Genomic DNA, 17,476 nt, shown 5'->3' with positions numbered 1-17,476 from the left:
GGTTTTTCAATCAGCAGTGATGCTCTTGGCCCACGTCACGAAATCCGCCGCGATGGCATCCCGGTTCAACTCGTTGAGAGATTCGTGGCGGGTTTGCGGATAAACCTTTGAAACCAGATTCGAAAAACCCATCCAGCGCATGCGGCCGGCAAGGTCCTCGACCGCCTTGCCGCCGAAGGTCGACGGGTCTTCGGCGCCGCCGGCGAGGTTGACCGGTAGGTCCTTGCGCACCGACGAAAAGTTGGCATCGTCCGCGCCGGTGAAGATGAAGCCGAACAGATCGCGCCACAGCGACACCGAAGCGTCCCAGCCGCAAAGCGGGTCGGCGACGTATTTGTCGACCTCGGCGGTATCGTGGGACAGCCAGTCGAAGCCGGTGCGGTGATTTGGAATCTTCTTCGCCCAGTTCTGGAAGGTCAGCTTCGGCAGGATGCGCGACGGCACGTCCGAGCCGAGGCGGAATTTTTCCCAGGCAAGGATGCCTTGCGCCAGGCGGCCGAGTAGGCCGGCCGACAGGTTGGCGTTCCAGATCGCGGCGCCGTGCAAACGGGCCGAGTGCCCGAGCACATAGTTGAGCGTAATGATGCCGCCCATCGAATGGCCGAAGGCGATGATCGGCAGGCCGGGGTTTTCCCCGGCGATCAAATCGTGCACGGCGTCGATGTCGGCGATGACTTTCGCCATGCCGTCGCTTCTACCGAACATGCCCTGAGGTGCATCCGGCGCTTTCGTGTAGCCGTGGCCGCGGTGGTCGTGGGCGTAGGTGTGAAAACCTTCAAGTGCCAGCGCGTCGGCGAAGCGGGCATAGCGGGCCGCATGCTCGGCAAGGCCGTGATTGACCTGGACGACGGCGCGGGCAGGGCCTTCGGCGCGGCGCGTGTAGAGATTGAGTGACGCCCCCGTCGGCGACGGATGGGCGCGCTGGCTGTCGAACGGCATGTTTTCTCCCCTCGAACGCGACTGTTGGCCAGCAAGGGCCAAGCGTCAAGTGTCGGTGCTGGCGGCGCGCCGGCGGACAAAACTGTGAAGCTCGGTCCCCGATTTCCAGTGGATCGGGCGCCCATGCCGACTTCGATGTTTCCCCAAGTTGCATTTTTTGAACGACCCGTTGCCTGCAACTCCATATTTGCAACATCGCCCGCACCTAGAGGTTGTTCTATATTGCGCTGCACAAATAGCGCACCCAGCGTGAGGCTCTTCGTGTCGCGCTCCTTATGGATTCCGGCCGCCCGCATTCCTCCAGGTGCCCGGGTCAATCGCCAGGGAGATGGTATTGACAGTTCAGCGATCCACGTCAGCGCCGAAACCGGTGGGCGTTGCGTCCGTCACGTCGTCGGTTTCCGACCGCATCAAGATCGCGCGCACGCTGTGCATCTTCTTCATGACCTTCGTGCATGTGCAGCCGGGCATCGCCGAAAACGTCTACGACCGAGCCATCGGCGTTTTCGACATCGTCTATTTCATTCTCACCCGCATGGTCGGGCTGAGCTCGGTCTCGCTGCTCTCCGTCGTTTCCGGCTATTTCATCGTCTCCAGCCTGCTCAAGGCCGGCGCCCGGCCGCTGATGGTATCCAAGCTGAAGACACTGGTGGTGCCGCTGGTCGCCTGGAACCTCCTGATGTTCGTGCTGCTCGTCGCCTACGGGCTGATGCGCGACAAATGGCAGGATATGCCCGACGCGACGCCGCTCGGCATCGCCAACGCCTTCCTGGCGCTCACCGAGTGGCCGCTCAACGTGCCGCTCTGGTTCCTGCGCGATCTCTTCGTCTGCTGCCTGTTTTCGCCGTTGCTCTATGCCGGCCTGAAGCGCTTCCCGGTCGCCACGCTTGCGGCGCTCGTCGTCTTCACCATCTTCGGCGAGAACCTCTATATCCTGCAAAGGCCGCAGCTCATGCTGTTCTTCGGCATCGGCATGTGGCTGCGCGTCGGCGCCACCAGCGAGCAGAAGATCGATCGCGTCGCCGGCTGGCTGACGCTCGGGCTGGTGGTCATGGCGGCGGTGTTCCTCACCATCCGCGTCGAGCGCATCCTCCTTGGCGAGATGGACCGGACGCTCTGGCTCACCCTCGACACGCTGCTCAGGATAACCATGGCGGCGGGTTTCTGGCGGCTGACCGGGCTGATGCGGAAATCGTCGCTCGCCGAACCTCTCATGCGGCTCGAGCCCTACGCGTTCTTCCTCTTCTGCAGCCATGCCATCTTGTTCAATTTCGCCGGCATCGTCTTCCGGCGCTTCTTCGGCAATTATGGCTCCGACCTGTTCCCGATCACCTTCTTCACGCTGCCGGTCCTCGCCGTCGTCGCCGCGGTGATCGGCCTGCAGATCATCAACCGCTCCAACCTGCTCGTCTTCCTGTTCAACGCCGGCCACCGCGTGCGGCCGCTGTTCCAGGCCGAACGGGAGCGGGTCTCGGCCTGACGGGACGCGATTTCGGGTCACATGATTTGAGCACGTTTGGCGTCTGGCGCCCTGTCGTCAGCGGGCAGCCCGCTCGGGATTTGCCGCCTCTGCCCGCTCACCCGCGCTTTCTCCGACCACCCGGTCGCGGCCCGTTGTCTTGGCGGTGTAAAGCCGCTGGTCGGCCAGTGCGAAAAGTTCGTCGAGCCCGCCCGTGGAGGCGCTGGCCGTCGCAATTCCGGTGCTGACCGAAATCTCCAGCCCGTTGGTTCTGCTCAAACCCTTCATGGCCTGGCGGATGTTTTCGCCGAGGAGCCTGGCGATGCCGTGCGGGTGTTCGCAAAGGATGGCGAATTCTTCGCCGCCGATGCGAAAGACGCGGTCCTTGGCGCCAGCGGCGTTGCTGAGCAGCCCGGCGATCGATTTCAGCACGCGGTCGCCCTCGGCATGGCCGAAGCGGTCGTTGATCGACTTGAAGTAGTCGACATCGATGATCAGCAGGCTGAGCGGCTTGCCGTCACGCCGGCTGGCCGCCAGCGCCACCTCCCCGTCGGTCTCGAAGCGGCCGCGGTGCAGGAGTCCGGTCAGGCCGTCGCGGCCCACATGCTCGACCAGGGCCTCGTAGCGTTCGCGATAGGTCAGCGTGTCGAAAATGCCGGTGAGGCCCCTGGGTTGAGGCAGCCGTTCCGTCTCGAACCAGCGCAGGTAGGTCACCAGCAACAGGCTGTAGACGAGGCCGGCGGCCATCTTGGCGACCCAGCCGCCGAACAGCACCTCCATCGGGGCTCCGGCGACGAAGTGAAGCGCTGTGAAGAAACCGATCTGGTCGAAGGTCAGCACCGTGCAGACCGCCGCCGCGACGCGGGCCAGCGGTTGCCTGCTCAGATGCCGGCCGAGTTTTTCGTAGAACAGGATGATAAGGATCGCGTCGACGTAGAGCAGCGCGGTGCCCCAGACCATCAGCCAGCCCATCTGGTCGATGAAGGCGATGTCGGGAACCTGGCCGCCGGGGAGTGCCGCGATCTCGTGCTGCCTCAGCACCAGCACCAGGCCGATCATCAGCGCATTCCCGAACAGCAGGCCGTAGATCGGCTGGCGGACGGTACGGGCGTCTTCCTTGATGTAGAGAAGCAGCAGCATGACCAGCTTGCCGGAAAACAGAACGGTCGAACCGGGCGACAGCAGTCCGAACGGCAGTGCGATGTAGAACACGCTGGCAAGGTAGGTTTCGAGGAAGTGCATGACGCCCAGCGCGCAGAGGAAGACGCCGATGCCGATGCGGTGGCGGAAACGGAAGAGCGCGACCATGACGCTGAAATAGAGAACCGCTTCAGCAAGGAGCAGCAGACTGTTCGCCAATTCCCGACCTCTGTCTCGAAATCGCGACCCGATGGCGATTTCCCCCGCTTCCTTTGTGGCGCGGAAGGGTTAACCGGTCCTTTCACCGAGGTGGAAGCCAGCGAATCTCCGGTGACGAAAGCGGCGCGAAGAGCGCTTCGAAGCCGTTTCGGACGATGATACGGATTGCCGTTCGCCGCCGCTTCGCCTACATAGCGCGCAACTCTCCTTCAACGTTTGACGGGAAAAGCGCGCGTGGCACGCCAGTTCATCTATCACATGTCGGGCCTCTCCAAGGCCTACGGCACCAAGAAGGTGCTCGATAACGTCCATCTTTCCTTCTACCCGGACGCCAAGATCGGCATCCTCGGGCCAAACGGCTCGGGCAAGTCGACGATCCTGCGCATCATGGCCGGGCTCGACAAGGAGTTCCAGGGCGAAGCCTGGCTCGCCGAAGGGGCGACCGTCGGCTATCTCGCCCAGGAGCCGCAGCTCGACCCGAAGAAGACCGTGTTCGAGAACGTCATGGAGGGCGTGGCCAAGAAACAGGCCATCATCGATCGCTACAACGAGCTGATGATGAACTACTCCGACGAGACGGCGGACGAGTCGGCGAGGCTCCAGGACGAGATGGACCGGCTGAACCTCTGGGACCTGGAACAGCAGGTCGAGATGGCGATGGATGCGCTGCAGTGTCCGCCCGGCGATTCCGAAGTGACGAACCTTTCCGGCGGCGAGCGCCGCCGTGTCGCGCTGTGCAAGCTGCTGCTCGAACAGCCCGACCTCCTGCTGCTCGACGAACCGACCAACCACCTCGACGCCGAGACCACCCAGTGGCTGGAAAAGCACCTGCGCGACTATCCGGGCTCGGTGCTGATCATCACCCACGACCGCTACTTCCTCGACAACGTCACCGGCTGGATCCTCGAGCTCGACCGCGGCCGCGGCATCCCCTACGAGGGCAACTACACCAAATATCTCGACGCCAAGGCCAAGCGCCTGATCCAGGAGGGCCGCGAGGACGACGCCCGCCAGAAGGCGATCTGGCGCGAGCGGGAGTGGATCGCGTCCTCGCCGAAGGCCCGCCAGACCAAGTCCAAGGCGCGCATCAGCGCCTACGAGAACCTGCTGGAGCAGGCCAACAGCCGCAAGCCGACCGACACGCAGATCGTCATCCCGCTCAGCGAGCGTTTGGGCAACCGCGTCATCGAGACCGACGGGCTGAAGAAGGGTTTTGGCGACGAAATCCTGATCGAGGACCTGTCTTTCCGGCTGCCGCCCGGCGGCATCGTCGGCGTCATCGGCCCGAACGGCGCCGGCAAGACGACGTTGTTCAAGATGTTCACCGGCCAGGAAAAGCCCGATGCCGGCTCGATCGCCGTCGGCGAAACGGTGAAGCTCGGCTATGTCGACCAGAGCCGCGACGCGCTCGACCCCAACAAGACGGTGTGGGAGGAGATCTCCGGTGGCGCCGAAGTCATCAAGCTCGGCAAGCACGAGGTCAACAGCCGCGCCTACTGCTCGTCGTTCAACTTCCGCGGCGGCGACCAGCAGCAGAAGGTCGGCAATCTTTCCGGCGGCCAGCGCAACCGCGTGCACCTGGCCAAGATGCTGAAGAACGGCGGCAACGTGCTCTTGCTCGACGAGCCGACCAACGACCTCGACACCGAGACGCTGGGCGCGCTGGAAGACGCGCTGGAAGCCTATGCGGGCTGCGCCGTCATCATCAGCCACGATCGCATGTTCCTCGACCGCATGGCGACCCACATGCTCGCCTTCGAGGGCGACGCGCATGTCGAGTGGTTCGAGGGTAACTTCGACGAATACGAAAAGGACAAGGCCCGCCGCCTGGGACCGGAAGCCCTCGTGCCGCACCGCATGACGCACAAGCGCCTGACACGGTAAAAACCTTCATTGCAGATGCATGTTGAAGGGTGCTGTTGATCGGAACGCTCCTGTGCTATACATGTATAGCACAGGAGTTTTCCATGCTTGCGCTGAGACTGCCGCCTGATCTCGAAAAGCGACTGGACGATCTGGCCCGGAAAACCGGACGGACGAAGAGCTTTTATGCGCGCGAGGCGCTTCTCGAACACATCGACGATCTGGAAGATCTGTATCTCGCTCAGCAACGCGTCGAGGAAAATGGCCCGCGCATTTCGCTCGATGAGATGGTCGAGAAATACGGTATCGATGATCGAGCCGAGTCTTGAGCTTGTGGCGGATCGAATTCGACGCCAAGGCCGACAAGGAAATCGCGCGGCTGCCGACGAAAGATCGACAGCGGATACTCCGATTCCTGCGCGAACGTGTGGCGCCGCTTGATACGCCGCGTGATCTTGGCGAGCCGCTTGCCGGTCCGCTGTCCGGATATTGGAAATACCGGGTCGGAGACTATCGCATCATCGCGAAGATCGAGGATCGACGGCTGACGGTTCTCATCGTGCGGATCGGCAACCGGCGCGAAGTCTATAGGTGACGGATTGCGCCGTAGTCCGCCGCCAACGGCCGGTGCATTGCTGCCGGCCTGGCGATCGTGTTGCTTGATCCCGCCGCCGTTTCGTCCCACATCGGAAACGATGAAGGACGAAACGGGCAATCGGCGCTGGGGAACGGGATGGGCGCTGCCCGTCTCGGTCGGCCTGCATCTGCTCGTCGCCGCCCTCCTGATTCTCGATCTGCCGCCGTTGCTGGCGGAGCCGCAGGAGGAAGAGCCGGTCCAGGTCGAGCTGGTGCCGCCGGAACCGGAGAAGCCGGAACCGCCTCAACCGCCCGCCGAGCCCGAGCCGCCTCCACCGCCCGCCGAACCCGAACCGCCCGCCGAGCCTGAGAAGCCGCAGGAGGCGGCGCAACCGCCAGCCGGCCAGGAGGCCCAGCCTCCGGCGCCGCCCGTCTTGAACCCGGTCGTGCAATTCGGCGAACGGGACGCCGGGCCGAGGCAAGCCCTCGACGGCAACAGCGCGGAGGAGGGGGCCGAGACGCAGCCCCCGGAGCCTACCCAGGCCGAAGCACCGGCTGAGCCGCCTCCGTCACCGGAGGCCCAGGCAGAAACACTCCCTGAACCGCCCGCAGGACCGCAGGACAACAACGCCGCACTTGGGCCGGAGGGCTTGCCGGCTGGCGAGGCGGAGGAGGCGGGAACAGAGGTCTCGTTGCCGGAAACGTCGGCGATTCCGGCGCCTCGACCGACACCCCGTGCCGTCGCCCCGTCTCAGCCGCCCTTGCAGGAAGCGCAGCGCCTTTTCTCGCAGTCGGCGACCGGCACGCAAGTCGCCACCACGGCAATGGGCAACATTCCCCGCGAAGTCCGCGCCGGCAGGCTCTGCACGACGGAACTCCGGGAGCAGCTGCGCGCCGGCTCGCCGCCATACTTCCCGGACCTTTTGCCGACCTATCCGCTGGAGAACGGCAATGTCCTCGACATTCCGGAGGCGGCATTCCGCGTCCGCGGACAATGGGTCGACCTCAGCTTCCGCTGCACCGTCGACAGCCAGGCGACGCGGGTCATGTCGTTCGCCCATCGCGTCGGCATGGCAATCCCGCGCGGCGAATGGGCGGCAAGAGGGCTGCCGGGGGGTTAGGCGATACCTTGTGCCGGCTCTGCACCGTCGTCATCAGCCACGACAGCATTTTTTTTGGACCGCATGGCGATCCACATGCTCGCCCTTCGAGGGCGACGTGCATGTCGAGTGGTTCAAGGAGATTTCGAGTAATACGAGAAGGAAAAGGCGCGTCGGCTGGAACCGTAAGCACTGGTGCCGCACCGCATAACGCACAAGCGGCTGACGCGGTAAAGCGCGGCTCGCTGCCATCGAGTGCTCGCTGGCGGTAAGGACGTCATTCTTCATATAAATCCGTCCGCTAATGGGTGGGAAGCTGCCCGACTGCTTCTGGGTGTCGTAGTAGGGAAAGCGGCCACTCAATTAGCCGCTGCAATTCGACAGCAGCGCGCTCCCGATCAACCATCCGCCGATCCGAACATCGCCCCTGCAAGCCGTTTTTCGGTTAACGGATGACAACCAACTCGTGATTTTCAATGAAGTGACTACTATCCCGAGCCGACAGTCTCCGGCATGCCACCGCGACATAGCCCTATTCGGGCAAGTTTTCTATCCCGCTAGCTCTATCGGCTGGCCAGTCTGGTCTCGAACAATGACGAATGGCGCTCCAGCTCGGACTATAGCGCCAGCAATCCCATCCGCTCGACTAGGGTATCGCTTAGCGCCCTTGGCAGCCGGAGACGCCCGTTCCAACCAACTCCCGTCCGCCTGCTCGTCGAGGAAGCGCGACGCACGCTTATAAGCCACAACATCTTTCTCGAGGTCCTTCTTGTCGAGGCATGCCTTGATTGCAGCGCCGGCATTCTTGGCCAGCACGTCACAGCAAATGCCAATAACGATAGCAGAACGAATGTGCGACTGAAGGTCTGCGACCGGGACGCTCGATACCGGATCATGAGCCGCCTTGTGGCGAGCATTGGACAGGGCTCTGTAGTTCTCGTTCAGACTAAGTACCGCACCGCCATAGGCCGCGGCTAGCGCATTCATCTTCCCCCAGGCATCTTTAACGCCAAAAGTGCTGAATGCCTGCTTGATATCCTCGTGCCCGACGTTCGACCCCTTTGGACTGAACCCCAAGGCTGTATATCCGGGAGGCACTTCCTTGTACTTCACGACGAGGTCGAGTGTTTGCGTGATGTAGTTGAGGCGGTCCGGAGAGCCTTTAACGAATGAGAGGCGGTTGTTCATGCCGATCGCCGAGTCTACGACGATGAAATCTCGGATATCGTCGGGTAAAGCAGCAAACCCCATGTGTGCGCTGCTGACGTCCTTCTCTACCAAGTGCTCAAACACCGCGGAAACGTATTTTTCCAGCATCGCGAAGGCCGAGACGGCCAAACCGAGTCTGAGCACACGGGCGCTCAGGTTAGCCGGGTCAGCGAGCGGCAACCGATCCTGGAGAAGCGGTTCTCCGCTGACCTTGAGCATCTGCTCGAGCGTGCTAAAAAACTCTCGCCGAAACTGCGCCATGGCTAGATAGCCTCGAGCAGCTCTTTCATTCGGCCCACTCGGTAGCGAATTCGCGCAGGTGTGTTGGTGCCAGTTCGGACCGACTTATCGAACTCCGCCACATCAAAGAGCGCCCGTGTGCGCCCAAGAGCGTCGCCCTGATTGGCGGCAGCCTTGTTGGCCACCTGCTGGGTTACCTGAGACGCCGCAATCATTTGTGCGTCGTACATGCCTGCAAGGGTTTGGTCGCGCCATCCGTGTCCTTCCGGTCGGCGAAAGGCAAATTCCCCCCAAATGGCTTGGCACCGCGCCACGGCTTGGTTGAACATTGCCGCCAAGTTGTCAACCTCTTGGCCGCTGTCCAATTGGTGCCTCCGCATGTATTCGTCCATCTCCTTCACCAAGCTGCCGCTGAAGGTAGTAATACGCTCAAAAAGGGTGAGGAATCGAAGAACGTATTCAGCGTCGTTCATCTCCCGGTACGCAGCCGATTTATTGCCATCGATCTTGAGCTGTTGTCGCAGAAACGCGTTTTCAGAAAGCTGGTAAATTTGATCGTTAAGCGGCCCCCTGAAAGCTACATTCCGAATCTCTTGGGCGTTTAGCGCCTCGCCGCCGCGGTTGAGCCGGAGAAATACCTCATACTTGAGCATCGGGTCGGTTTGCTTCAGCAGCGTCACAACACGCAGATACGGGCGAAGCTTGAACGAGTTCGTTATCTCACTCGGCAACTCATCGAATTTCAATCCTTGGGCTTCGGTAAGTCGTTCTAGGTTGCGAAGCGTAAGTCTGCCGAAAATGAAGTCGGAAATAGCCCGCAGGCGTTGTTTGCCGTCAATCGCGGTGTATGTGCCGGAAAGCTCTTCCGCCAAGTAGACCGGCGGCACTGGCACGTTCAGCAAAAAGGACTCTATGAGGGCGGATTGTTTGTCCGTGGACCACCGTTCACGCCGCTGAAAGCCTGGCTGCAGGTCAATCGCGCTGCTTTCGACCATCTGCGCGAGCGTAGCCAGCGGCAAGTCTGCAGTTTGCACAACCAGCTTCGATTGCGCATCCCGAAAACTCGATATCAGCTTTTCCAATGGCAACATGCCCCCTCCCGCCAATTACCTAAACAGGAAATCTTCTTTCTTTTAAGCTTTTTTTCACGAGACCTAGCTGTCTGTCCACGGCTGGCACTGAAGCATTACCGTGCCATCAAGCGCCAGACCAAGACAATGCTATCCCGGCTAAAGGGAAGGTTGTCATGAAATTCGTTGGAAAGGCTGCTTTTGGCGTGCTGTCGACGACCTCCAAACGACAGAAACGAGGTCGACTCCGGCCATTCAGATTCTTCCTTTCAATCTTGCGGCTCACGACTGCTTTTATCCACCCATCCGCCGCATGGCCTATAATGCTCTCGTCAATGGAGACGGCGATGGACTGGACTGAGGATGGCGAGGGGATGAGACAGCGGTTGATGCGCATTGTCGCGCTGCTGCTCGCCTTGGCCACCCTGGCCGAGCGCGCATGCCGCGCTCCGCTCGCCGTCCGGGTCTTGGTCATGGGCTTCCTGCGGCCGGCGGAACAGGTCGCGTGGAATTTTATCGCTGGCGGGTGCGCGTTGCCGGTTCCGGCCGGCGAGAGCGACGATCCGGCATCGGCGATGCGCCTTGCCGGGCGCTTCCGTGCTCTGGCCATCGCGCTGGCGGCCTTCGCCGACCGCTTCAGCGAATGCAGCCGCGTTCCTGTCGGCATCTCGCCGAGGGCTGTCGAAGCGGAGGCCGATTTTACCGACCTGGACCGCGCAAGGCCGCAACCGTTCGACACGTCCTGACCGGGAAAATGCGATCCGCGACACCCGGAAACGGTCCAGACGGTACATTTGCCTGAAATCATGGCCACCCTCAAGTTTGTACTGGGGGCAGGGTGGTAGGCATGCACGGATTTTCATCCTATAGGCGTGACATGACAAAGCCCGACTGGTCCGCCGCGCAATATCTCAAATTCGAGGACGAGCGGACGCGGCCGGCGCGCGATCTGCTGGCTCAGATACCGCTGGAAAAGCCCCGCCGGGTTGTCGACATCGGCTGCGGGCCGGGCAATTCCACCGAACTTCTTGCCGCGCGCTGGCCGGAGGCGGAGATCAGCGGCTTCGATACCTCGCCGGACATGATCGAGAAGGCGCGGGCGCGGTTGCCGGGCATTTCCTTCGACCTTGCCGACGCCGCGACCTGGCAGCCTGACGGGCCGGTCGACGTGATCTTCGCCAACGCGGTGTTCCAGTGGCTGCCGGACCATCCGACGATCCTCAGGCGGCTGCTCGGACTGCTGGCGCCGGGCGGCGTGCTCGCCGTGCAGATGCCCGACAACATGACCGAACCGTCGCACGTCCTGATGCGCGAGGTGGCGGCCGAGGCGCAATTCGTGGAAAAACTCGCCAGGGCGGCGCGCAGTCCGTTGCCGCCGGTTGCATTCTACTACGACCTGCTGCGTCCCGGCTCGGCGCGCCTGGACATCTGGCACACCGCCTACAATCACCCGCTGGCCGGCGCGGCGACGATCGTCGAATGGGTGAAGTCGACGGGGTTGAAGCCGTTCCTCGACCCGCTCGACGCGGCGGAACAGGCCGCATTCCTCGGCGCCTATACGGCGCGGATCGTCAGGGCCTATCCGGCAATGGGCGACGGCAAGGTGCTCTTGCGCTTTCCCAGGCTGTTCATCGTGGCGCAGCGCGGATAGCGGTTTTCATGGGCGTTAACCTCAGTTATGCCACGATCGGGCGGTTCAGAAGCCATGCCTTTGCAAGCCGCCCAAACTGGCATAAACCGCTCGGTGAAAACGGGCGGCGAGGATTCCGGGGCAGGCGGGCTGCGGAAATCGTGGCGGACAGCGCCGGCAGGACTTTAAGCAGCATGAATCGCGTCATCATCAGCGGCATAGGCGCTGAAATTCCCGAAGCTTCCATCACCAACGAGGAACTGGTCGCAAGCTTCAACGCATGGGTCGACGCGGAAAATCCGCGCCGCGAGGCGGCCGGGCTCGAACCGCTGCCGAAGTCCTCGAGCGAATTCATCGTCTACGCGTCGGGCGTCAAGAGCCGGCACGTCATCGAGCGCGAAGGCATCCTCGACCCGGCCCGCATGGCGCCCCGCATCCCGGCGCGGCCCGACGACGCGCTGTCGCTGGAAGCAGAGTTCGGCATCGCCTCGGCGAAAAAAGCGCTCGCCCATGCTGGTCTCCAGCCGGGCGATATCGATCTCGTCATTTGCGCGGCCTCGCACCACCAGCGGCCTTATCCGGCGATCGCCATCGAGATCCAGCATGCGCTCGGCACCGCCGGCGCCGGCTTCGACATGGGGCTGGGCTGCTCGTCGGCCGCGGCCGGGCTGCACGTGGCGGCCGGCCTGGTGCGCAGCGGCGCCCACAGGCGCGTGCTGGTGGTGACGCCCGAGATCATCACCGGGCACCTGAATTTCCGCGACCGGCAGACGCATTTCATCTTCGGCGACGCCTCGACCGCGATGGTCGTGGAGGCGCTCGGCGAGGGCGAGACCCGGCTCGGTCGCTTCGAGGTGCTCGACACGCGCAGCTGGACGCAGTTTTCCAACAATATCCGCACCAATCTCGGCTACCTGACCCGCACCGCCGCCGACGACCCCTACATGATCAACATGGAAGGAAACATGATCAAGCAGGTCGGCAACAAGGTGTTCAAGGAAGTCACCGTCGCCGGCCACAAGTTCATCGTGGGGTTCCTCGCCGAGCACGGGCTGACCCCCGACGACATCCGCCGCTTCTGGCTGCACCAGGCCAATGCGCGCATGAACGCGATGATCCTCAAGCTGTCGTTCGGCCACGAGGTCGGCCACGACCGCGCGCCGATGGTGCTGGAGCGGCTGGGCAACACCGCCGCCGCCGGCGCCATCATCGCGCTCAGCGAAAACCATGCCGACATGAAGCCGGGCGACTACGGCCTGCTCTGCGCTTTCGGCGCCGGCTATTCGATCGGCGGCGCGCTGCTCCAGATGATGTAGCGCCGGTCTGCGGCATCATCGCTTTTGCTGATGGGACGGTCAGCCGTTTTGGCTGGACCGCCGCCCGTGAAGCGGCCATATGCTCGGCGTCTGCAAACCGGATCAGGTCCCATGCTCGACCAGCTTACATTCGACCGCGACTTCGAAATCATCCCGGGCCGCAAGCTCCCCGCGTGCGTGGCGGGTATCTATATCGCCCCGCACGATCATTTCGTCACCCGCGAGGTCGGCGAACTGAGGCTCGGTTTCGAAGGCATCGAGGGTGATTTCCATGCCGGCCACACGCGCCGGTCGGGCGGGCGCGAGCCGTGGTATCCGCGCGGCACCGAAATGCGCAACGAGCGCCAGCTGTCGATCGTGGCGCGGGACGAACTGGCGATCGTGGCCGAGCGAATGGGAATTGCCGAGGTGAAGCCGGAATGGATCGGCGCCAATCTCGCCATCGACGGCATTTCCAGTCTGTCGATGCTGCCGGCGGGCAGCATGCTGTTCTTCAAGGGCGGCGTGACGCTGAAGGTCGATGCGCAAAACGGCCCCTGTCGCATCGCCGGCCGCTCGATCGCCGAGCATGCCGGTATGGCCGACCACGAAGCGGCTTCGCTGCTGTTTCCCAAAGTCGCCAAGCGGTTGCGCGGGCTTGTCGCCTGGGTCGAAAAGCCCGGCACCATCGAAGCCGACGAAGAGGTTTCGGTCCGTGTTCCGGAGCAGTGGATTTATCACCCCTAGCGCGGCGGCGATCAGGGATACGCTACCGGCGTCGACCAAGCCGGATCCTCATGCTTCTGCCAGTAAAGCTCCTTGAGCCGGGTCGTGATCGGCCCGACCTTGCCATCGGCGACCGGCGCGCCGTCGATTTTCGTGACCGGCATGATGCCGCCGGCGGTCGAGGTGATGAAGACTTCGTCGGCGGCGCGCAACTCGGCGACGCTGACGTCCCTCGCTTCCGCGACAAGGCCTATCTCGGCGCAGAGGTCGAAGGTGGTGCGGCGGGTGATGCCGGGCAGCACACCGGTTGCCGGCGTTGCGAGGCGTCCATCCTTCACCGCAAAGACGTTGAAGCCCGGCCCCTCGGCGACATTGCCGTTGAAGTCGAGCAGCAGTGCCGTCTCGGCATTGCGATCGTAGGCGTCGTAGAGGCCGCGCACCAGATCCAGCCAGTGATAGTTCTTGATCGCCGGGTCGAGCGATGCTGGCGGGATGCGCACCTTGTCGCTGATCGCGACATGCAGGCCACGCCCCATCTGCTCGGCATTGGCGACGGAGCCGAGCGGGATGGCGAAGGCCATGAAACGATTGATGGCGTCGCGCGGGTCGCGGCTGAAGGTCGGCGAGGCGCCGCGCGTGCACAGCATCTCGACATAGGATGCGCGATGGCCGGAGAGCGCGACGCAATCGTGGAGGATTTCGACAACACCGTCGCGGTCGAACGGGATATTCATGCGCAGCCGCTCCAGTCCGCCGAAGAAGCGCTCGATATGCAGATCGAGCCGGAAGAAGCGGCCGTTCCAGACGTGCACGGTGTCATAGGTGGCGTCGGAATGCAGGAAGCCCCAGTCGAGGACGGAAATCTTGGCTTCCGACATCGGTAGGTATTGGCCGTCGAGGAACGCGATACCGTTCGGATAGGAATGCGGGTCGGCATGGCGGGCCGACAGGGCGGGGAATTGTTTCGCCGTCATTCGGTGTCCCTTGATCCAGTGAGCAGGTCCATATCCATCGTGGCTGCACGGTATCCTGCGGAGGCCTCCAATATAGAGCCAGCAGGGATGCGCTATTCGTCCTCGTCGTCGGGATCGAGCAGGCGGGTGGCGCGCCAGGTCGTCAGCGTCTCGTTGATTTCGCCGACGACAAAGAAACGCGCGGAATCGCGGTCGTAGCCTTCGGCAAGCAGCTTTTCATAGGCAGTATGCTCGTGGCGCACATGCGCGACGGTCGCCAGCCACACCGCGATTGTCGGCGGCAGCGTCTTCATGTGTTTCGCGTTGGCGTCGGCCCGGATCTTTTCGGTGTCGGAATAAGGCGCCAGCGGCAGCAGCGCGGTAAGCGCCTTGGCGATGGCGCGCTGGCGGCCGGTATTCCCGATCATGTGCTGCCGCGTTCCGGTTTCGCGTGGGGTACCGAATCGGTCGAGGCGAAATAGGGTTTCAAGTCGATGACAGGCGTGCCGTCGAGAACATCGATACCGTCGAGCGTGATCAGGCCGGTAGCGGCATCGAGCGCGATGATGCCGGCGATGTGAAGACCTACCGGGTTCGGCCGCGCCGGTGACCGCAGAGCGAAAACACCTTTCGCGACAGTGGCATGGCGGGGTTTTTGCACAATCAGATTCCGCAGCGCGCGATCGAGCCAGGAGAGGATCGCGACGTGGCTGTAAGCCTCCAGCCCCTGCAAGCCCGGCCGGAACGGCGGGTCTATCACGAGCGTCGCCGGCTGGCCGCGTTCGCGGGCCGCCGCCATGTTCTTCGGGCATTCGTCGCGGTTTTTCCAGGGCGAACGGATGCGGCCGATGAAGACGACATGGCCGTCAGCGATGGCGCGTCCGGGATCGAAGGGTAGTTCCTGCTCGCCTTCGCGGCTGCCGAAATCGTTCATTCGAATCACCATAACGTCATTTTGTTGTCGGAAAACGACATGGCGGGTTGCGCATCGTCCTGATATCACATAAAGATATGTTTATATCTGTTGGAGCCATAGATGCCTCTCCACCCGCACGCAACCCTGGATACGATGGTTGATACATTGAAGGCGGCGGCCGAATCCAGCCGGCTTCGCATCCTGGCGCTCTTGTCGCGTGGCGATCTGACGGTTTCCGACCTTACAGAAATCCTCAACCAGTCGCAGCCGCGCGTGTCGCGGCACCTAAAACTGCTGCTGGAGGCCGGGTTGATCGGCCGTTACCAGGAAGGCTCGTGGGCTTATTTCCGGCTGTCCGACTCGGATACCGAGCGCGATTTCGTCAACGGGCTGGTGTCGCGGGTGCATTTGAGCGACCCGCAGGTCGAGCGCGACCTCGAGCGTCTGGCCGCCGTTAAGCGCAAGCGGCAGGAGCGCGCCAAGGAATATTTCAGCGAGAACGCGACGAGCTGGGACCAGATACGTTCGCTGCATGCCTCGGATGCTTCCGTCGAAGCGGCATTGAAGCGGCTCGTCGGCAAGAAGCCGTTCCAGGCCATGCTCGACCTCGGCACCGGCACCGGGCGGCTCTTGGAAATCTTCGCCCCGCTCTACCGCCGCGGCGTCGGCATCGATCTTTCGCGCGAGATGCTGACGGTCGCGCGCGCCAATCTCGACCGGGCAGGGGTCGCTAACGCGCAGGTGCGGCAAGGCGACATCTACGCCCCGCCGGTGGAGCGCGACGCCTACGACCTGGTGACCATGCATCAGGTGCTGCACTATCTCGATGACCCGCAACTAGCGATCCGCGAAGCCGCCAGGCTGCTTCGACCGGCCGGTCGGCTGGTCATCGTCGATTTCGCGCCGCACGCGCTGGAGTTCCTGCGCGACGAGCATGCGCATGTACGGCTCGGCTTCTCCGACCGGCAGATCGGCGAGTGGTTCGCCGAGGCCGGGCTCGATCTCGAAGAAACCGAGAATTTCGAACCGCGCGCCGCCGCAGGCGCCAGGCTGACCGTCAAACTCTGGCTTGGCCGCGACCGCCGCCTGCTGATCGCCGACCCCCAACAAACTGCCGTTCCGGAAAAGGAAACCGCCTGATGAACCAGTTCCGCTTTTCCCGCCGGCCCGACATCGGCGACAAGATCCGGGTTTCGTTCGAGTTCTTCCCGCCGAAGACCGACGAAATGGAAGCAAGGTTGTGGGAAACCGTGACCCGGCTTGAGCCGCTGCGGCCGAAATTCGTCTCGGTGACCTACGGCGCCGGCGGCTCGACCCGCGAACGTACGGGACGCACCATCAAGCGCATCCTCACGGAAACCGGCATCCCGGCCGCAGCGCACCTGACCTGCGTCGGCGCGACGCGCGAAGAGGTCGACGCGGTGATCCGCGAGTTCCAGGGCATCGGTATCGAGCGTTTCGTCGCGCTGCGCGGCGACCCCGCCTCGGGCGTCGGCAACGCCTATCGCCCGCATCCCGGCGGCTATCAGAACGGCGCCGACCTGGTCGGCGGGCTGAAAGCCATCGCCGATTTCGATATTTCGGTCGCAGCCTATCCGGAAAAGCATCCCGAGAGCCCGGATTTCGCCACCGATATCGAAATGCTCAAGCGCAAGGTCGACAACGGCGCGACGCGGGCGATCACCCAGTTCTTCTTCGACAACGATCTCTATGAACGCTACGTCGAGCGGGTGCGGCGCGCCGGCATCTATGTCCCGATCGTGCCGGGCATCCAGCCCGTTCACAGCTTCCGCCAAGTGGCGAATTTTTCGCGCAAGGCCGGCGCGCATGTGCCGGCCTGGCTCGCGGAGCGTTTCGACGGTCTCGAAAACGACCCGCAGACCCATGCCCTTGTGGCGTCTGCCGTTGCCGCCGAACAGGTCATGGACCTGGTCGAGCGTGGCGTCAGCGACTTCCATTTCTACACGATGAACCGTGCCGACCTGGTGTTCGCCATCTGCCACATGATCGGCATCCGCGCCGATTCCGCGACGCCGGCCGCGAACACGGCTCCGGCCGCCGCCTGAAATGCGGCCGCCGATAGGATTAAGCGGCCGCGCTTCAGATCCTTTGATTTGATGCATGTCGTTTTCCCGCTTTCG

The 17,476-nt window shown here is 63.0% G+C and carries 18 protein-coding genes; 11 read left to right on the top strand and 7 right to left on the bottom strand.

The features are described 5' to 3' along the window. Nucleotides 1-6 precede the first annotated feature (6 nt). Nucleotides 7-939: an alpha/beta fold hydrolase gene (locus OHD58_RS14500; RefSeq protein ID WP_263804089.1), complete on the bottom strand. Its 933-nt coding sequence runs from the start codon at nt 937-939 to the stop codon at nt 7-9. A gap of 334 nt (nt 940-1,273) precedes the next feature. Here OHD58_RS14500 and OHD58_RS14495 point away from each other — a divergent pair, with 334 nt between their 5' ends. After that, nucleotides 1,274-2,419 carry an acyltransferase family protein gene (locus OHD58_RS14495; RefSeq protein WP_263804088.1) on the top strand — a complete coding sequence of 382 codons (1,146 nt, stop codon included), beginning with the start codon at nt 1,274-1,276 and terminating at the stop codon, nt 2,417-2,419. A gap of 57 nt (nt 2,420-2,476) precedes the next feature. Here OHD58_RS14495 and OHD58_RS14490 read toward each other — a convergent pair whose 3' ends face one another. Continuing rightward, entirely contained in the window at nt 2,477-3,757 is a 1,281-nt protein-coding gene (locus OHD58_RS14490; protein WP_263804087.1) for a sensor domain-containing diguanylate cyclase, read from the bottom strand. A gap of 234 nt (nt 3,758-3,991) precedes the next feature. Here OHD58_RS14490 and ettA point away from each other — a divergent pair, with 234 nt between their 5' ends. From ettA to OHD58_RS14470, 4 genes are all read left to right on the top strand, one after another. Further along, nucleotides 3,992-5,641: an energy-dependent translational throttle protein EttA gene (gene ettA, locus OHD58_RS14485; protein WP_263804086.1), complete on the top strand. Its 1,650-nt coding sequence runs from the start codon at nt 3,992-3,994 to the stop codon at nt 5,639-5,641. 83 nt (nt 5,642-5,724) lie between these two features. Then, nucleotides 5,725-5,949, top strand: a complete 225-nt coding sequence (locus tag OHD58_RS14480) for a DUF6290 family protein (protein ID WP_263804084.1) — start codon at nt 5,725-5,727, stop codon at nt 5,947-5,949. After that, nucleotides 5,946-6,215, top strand: a complete 270-nt coding sequence (locus tag OHD58_RS14475) for a type II toxin-antitoxin system RelE/ParE family toxin (protein ID WP_318528258.1) — start codon at nt 5,946-5,948, stop codon at nt 6,213-6,215. The genes OHD58_RS14480 and OHD58_RS14475 overlap by 4 nt, the downstream gene beginning before the upstream one ends. Nucleotides 6,216-6,315: 100 nt before the next feature. Beyond that, nucleotides 6,316-7,317: a DUF930 domain-containing protein gene (locus OHD58_RS14470; RefSeq protein ID WP_263804082.1), complete on the top strand. Its 1,002-nt coding sequence runs from the start codon at nt 6,316-6,318 to the stop codon at nt 7,315-7,317. A gap of 528 nt (nt 7,318-7,845) precedes the next feature. On the opposite strand, the gene OHD58_RS14465 is transcribed toward OHD58_RS14470, so the two are convergent. Both OHD58_RS14465 and OHD58_RS14460 read right to left on the bottom strand, forming a co-directional pair. Then, a complete protein-coding gene (locus OHD58_RS14465; RefSeq protein ID WP_263804081.1) occupies nt 7,846-8,766 on the bottom strand; it encodes a hypothetical protein in 921 nt (306 codons plus the stop codon). Between the two features lie 2 nt (nt 8,767-8,768). Continuing rightward, a complete protein-coding gene (locus tag OHD58_RS14460) occupies nt 8,769-9,836 on the bottom strand; it encodes a DUF262 domain-containing protein (protein ID WP_263804080.1) in 1,068 nt (355 codons plus the stop codon). Between the two features lie 326 nt (nt 9,837-10,162). Here OHD58_RS14460 and OHD58_RS14455 point away from each other — a divergent pair, with 326 nt between their 5' ends. From OHD58_RS14455 to OHD58_RS14440, 4 genes are all read left to right on the top strand, one after another. Further along, complete coding sequence (locus OHD58_RS14455; RefSeq protein ID WP_263804079.1) at nt 10,163-10,561, top strand: hypothetical protein; 399 nt, start codon at nt 10,163-10,165, stop codon at nt 10,559-10,561. A gap of 101 nt (nt 10,562-10,662) precedes the next feature. Further along, complete coding sequence (tam, locus tag OHD58_RS14450) at nt 10,663-11,466, top strand: trans-aconitate 2-methyltransferase (protein ID WP_263804078.1); 804 nt, start codon at nt 10,663-10,665, stop codon at nt 11,464-11,466. A 173-nt stretch (nt 11,467-11,639) separates the two neighbouring features. Beyond that, a complete protein-coding gene (locus OHD58_RS14445) occupies nt 11,640-12,761 on the top strand; it encodes a beta-ketoacyl-ACP synthase III (RefSeq protein ID WP_263804077.1) in 1,122 nt (373 codons plus the stop codon). Nucleotides 12,762-12,872: 111 nt separating this feature from the next. After that, on the top strand, nt 12,873-13,487 hold the full coding sequence (locus tag OHD58_RS14440) for an MOSC domain-containing protein (protein WP_263804075.1): 615 nt from the start codon (nt 12,873-12,875) through the stop codon (nt 13,485-13,487). A gap of 11 nt (nt 13,488-13,498) precedes the next feature. On the opposite strand, the gene OHD58_RS14435 is transcribed toward OHD58_RS14440, so the two are convergent. From OHD58_RS14435 to tsaA, 3 genes are all read right to left on the bottom strand, one after another. After that, nucleotides 13,499-14,440 (bottom strand): D-amino acid aminotransferase, encoded by a 942-nt coding sequence (locus tag OHD58_RS14435; protein ID WP_263804074.1) that lies wholly within the window; start codon nt 14,438-14,440, stop codon nt 13,499-13,501. 92 nt (nt 14,441-14,532) lie between these two features. Next, nucleotides 14,533-14,847: a DUF2293 domain-containing protein gene (locus OHD58_RS14430; RefSeq protein ID WP_263804073.1), complete on the bottom strand. Its 315-nt coding sequence runs from the start codon at nt 14,845-14,847 to the stop codon at nt 14,533-14,535. After that, on the bottom strand, nt 14,844-15,353 hold the full coding sequence (gene tsaA, locus OHD58_RS14425) for a tRNA (N6-threonylcarbamoyladenosine(37)-N6)-methyltransferase TrmO (RefSeq protein WP_263804072.1): 510 nt from the start codon (nt 15,351-15,353) through the stop codon (nt 14,844-14,846). Before tsaA ends, OHD58_RS14430 begins: the two co-directional genes overlap by 4 nt. A 102-nt stretch (nt 15,354-15,455) precedes the next feature. On the opposite strand from tsaA, the gene OHD58_RS14420 reads away from it, so the two are divergent. Further along, nucleotides 15,456-16,475, top strand: coding sequence for an ArsR/SmtB family transcription factor (locus OHD58_RS14420; protein ID WP_263804071.1), 1,020 nt, complete (start codon nt 15,456-15,458; stop codon nt 16,473-16,475). Continuing rightward, nucleotides 16,475-17,401: a methylenetetrahydrofolate reductase [NAD(P)H] gene (gene metF / locus OHD58_RS14415; RefSeq protein WP_263804069.1), complete on the top strand. Its 927-nt coding sequence runs from the start codon at nt 16,475-16,477 to the stop codon at nt 17,399-17,401. The genes OHD58_RS14420 and metF overlap by 1 nt, the downstream gene beginning before the upstream one ends. Nucleotides 17,402-17,476 lie beyond the last annotated feature (75 nt).

The organism is Mesorhizobium sp. ZC-5 (assembly GCF_025753855.1).
In the GTDB taxonomy this organism is placed as follows: domain Bacteria; phylum Pseudomonadota; class Alphaproteobacteria; order Rhizobiales; family Rhizobiaceae; genus Neomesorhizobium.
The sequence above is the reverse complement of the archived record's forward strand: the minus strand, read 5'-3'. Positions and strand labels throughout refer to the sequence as shown.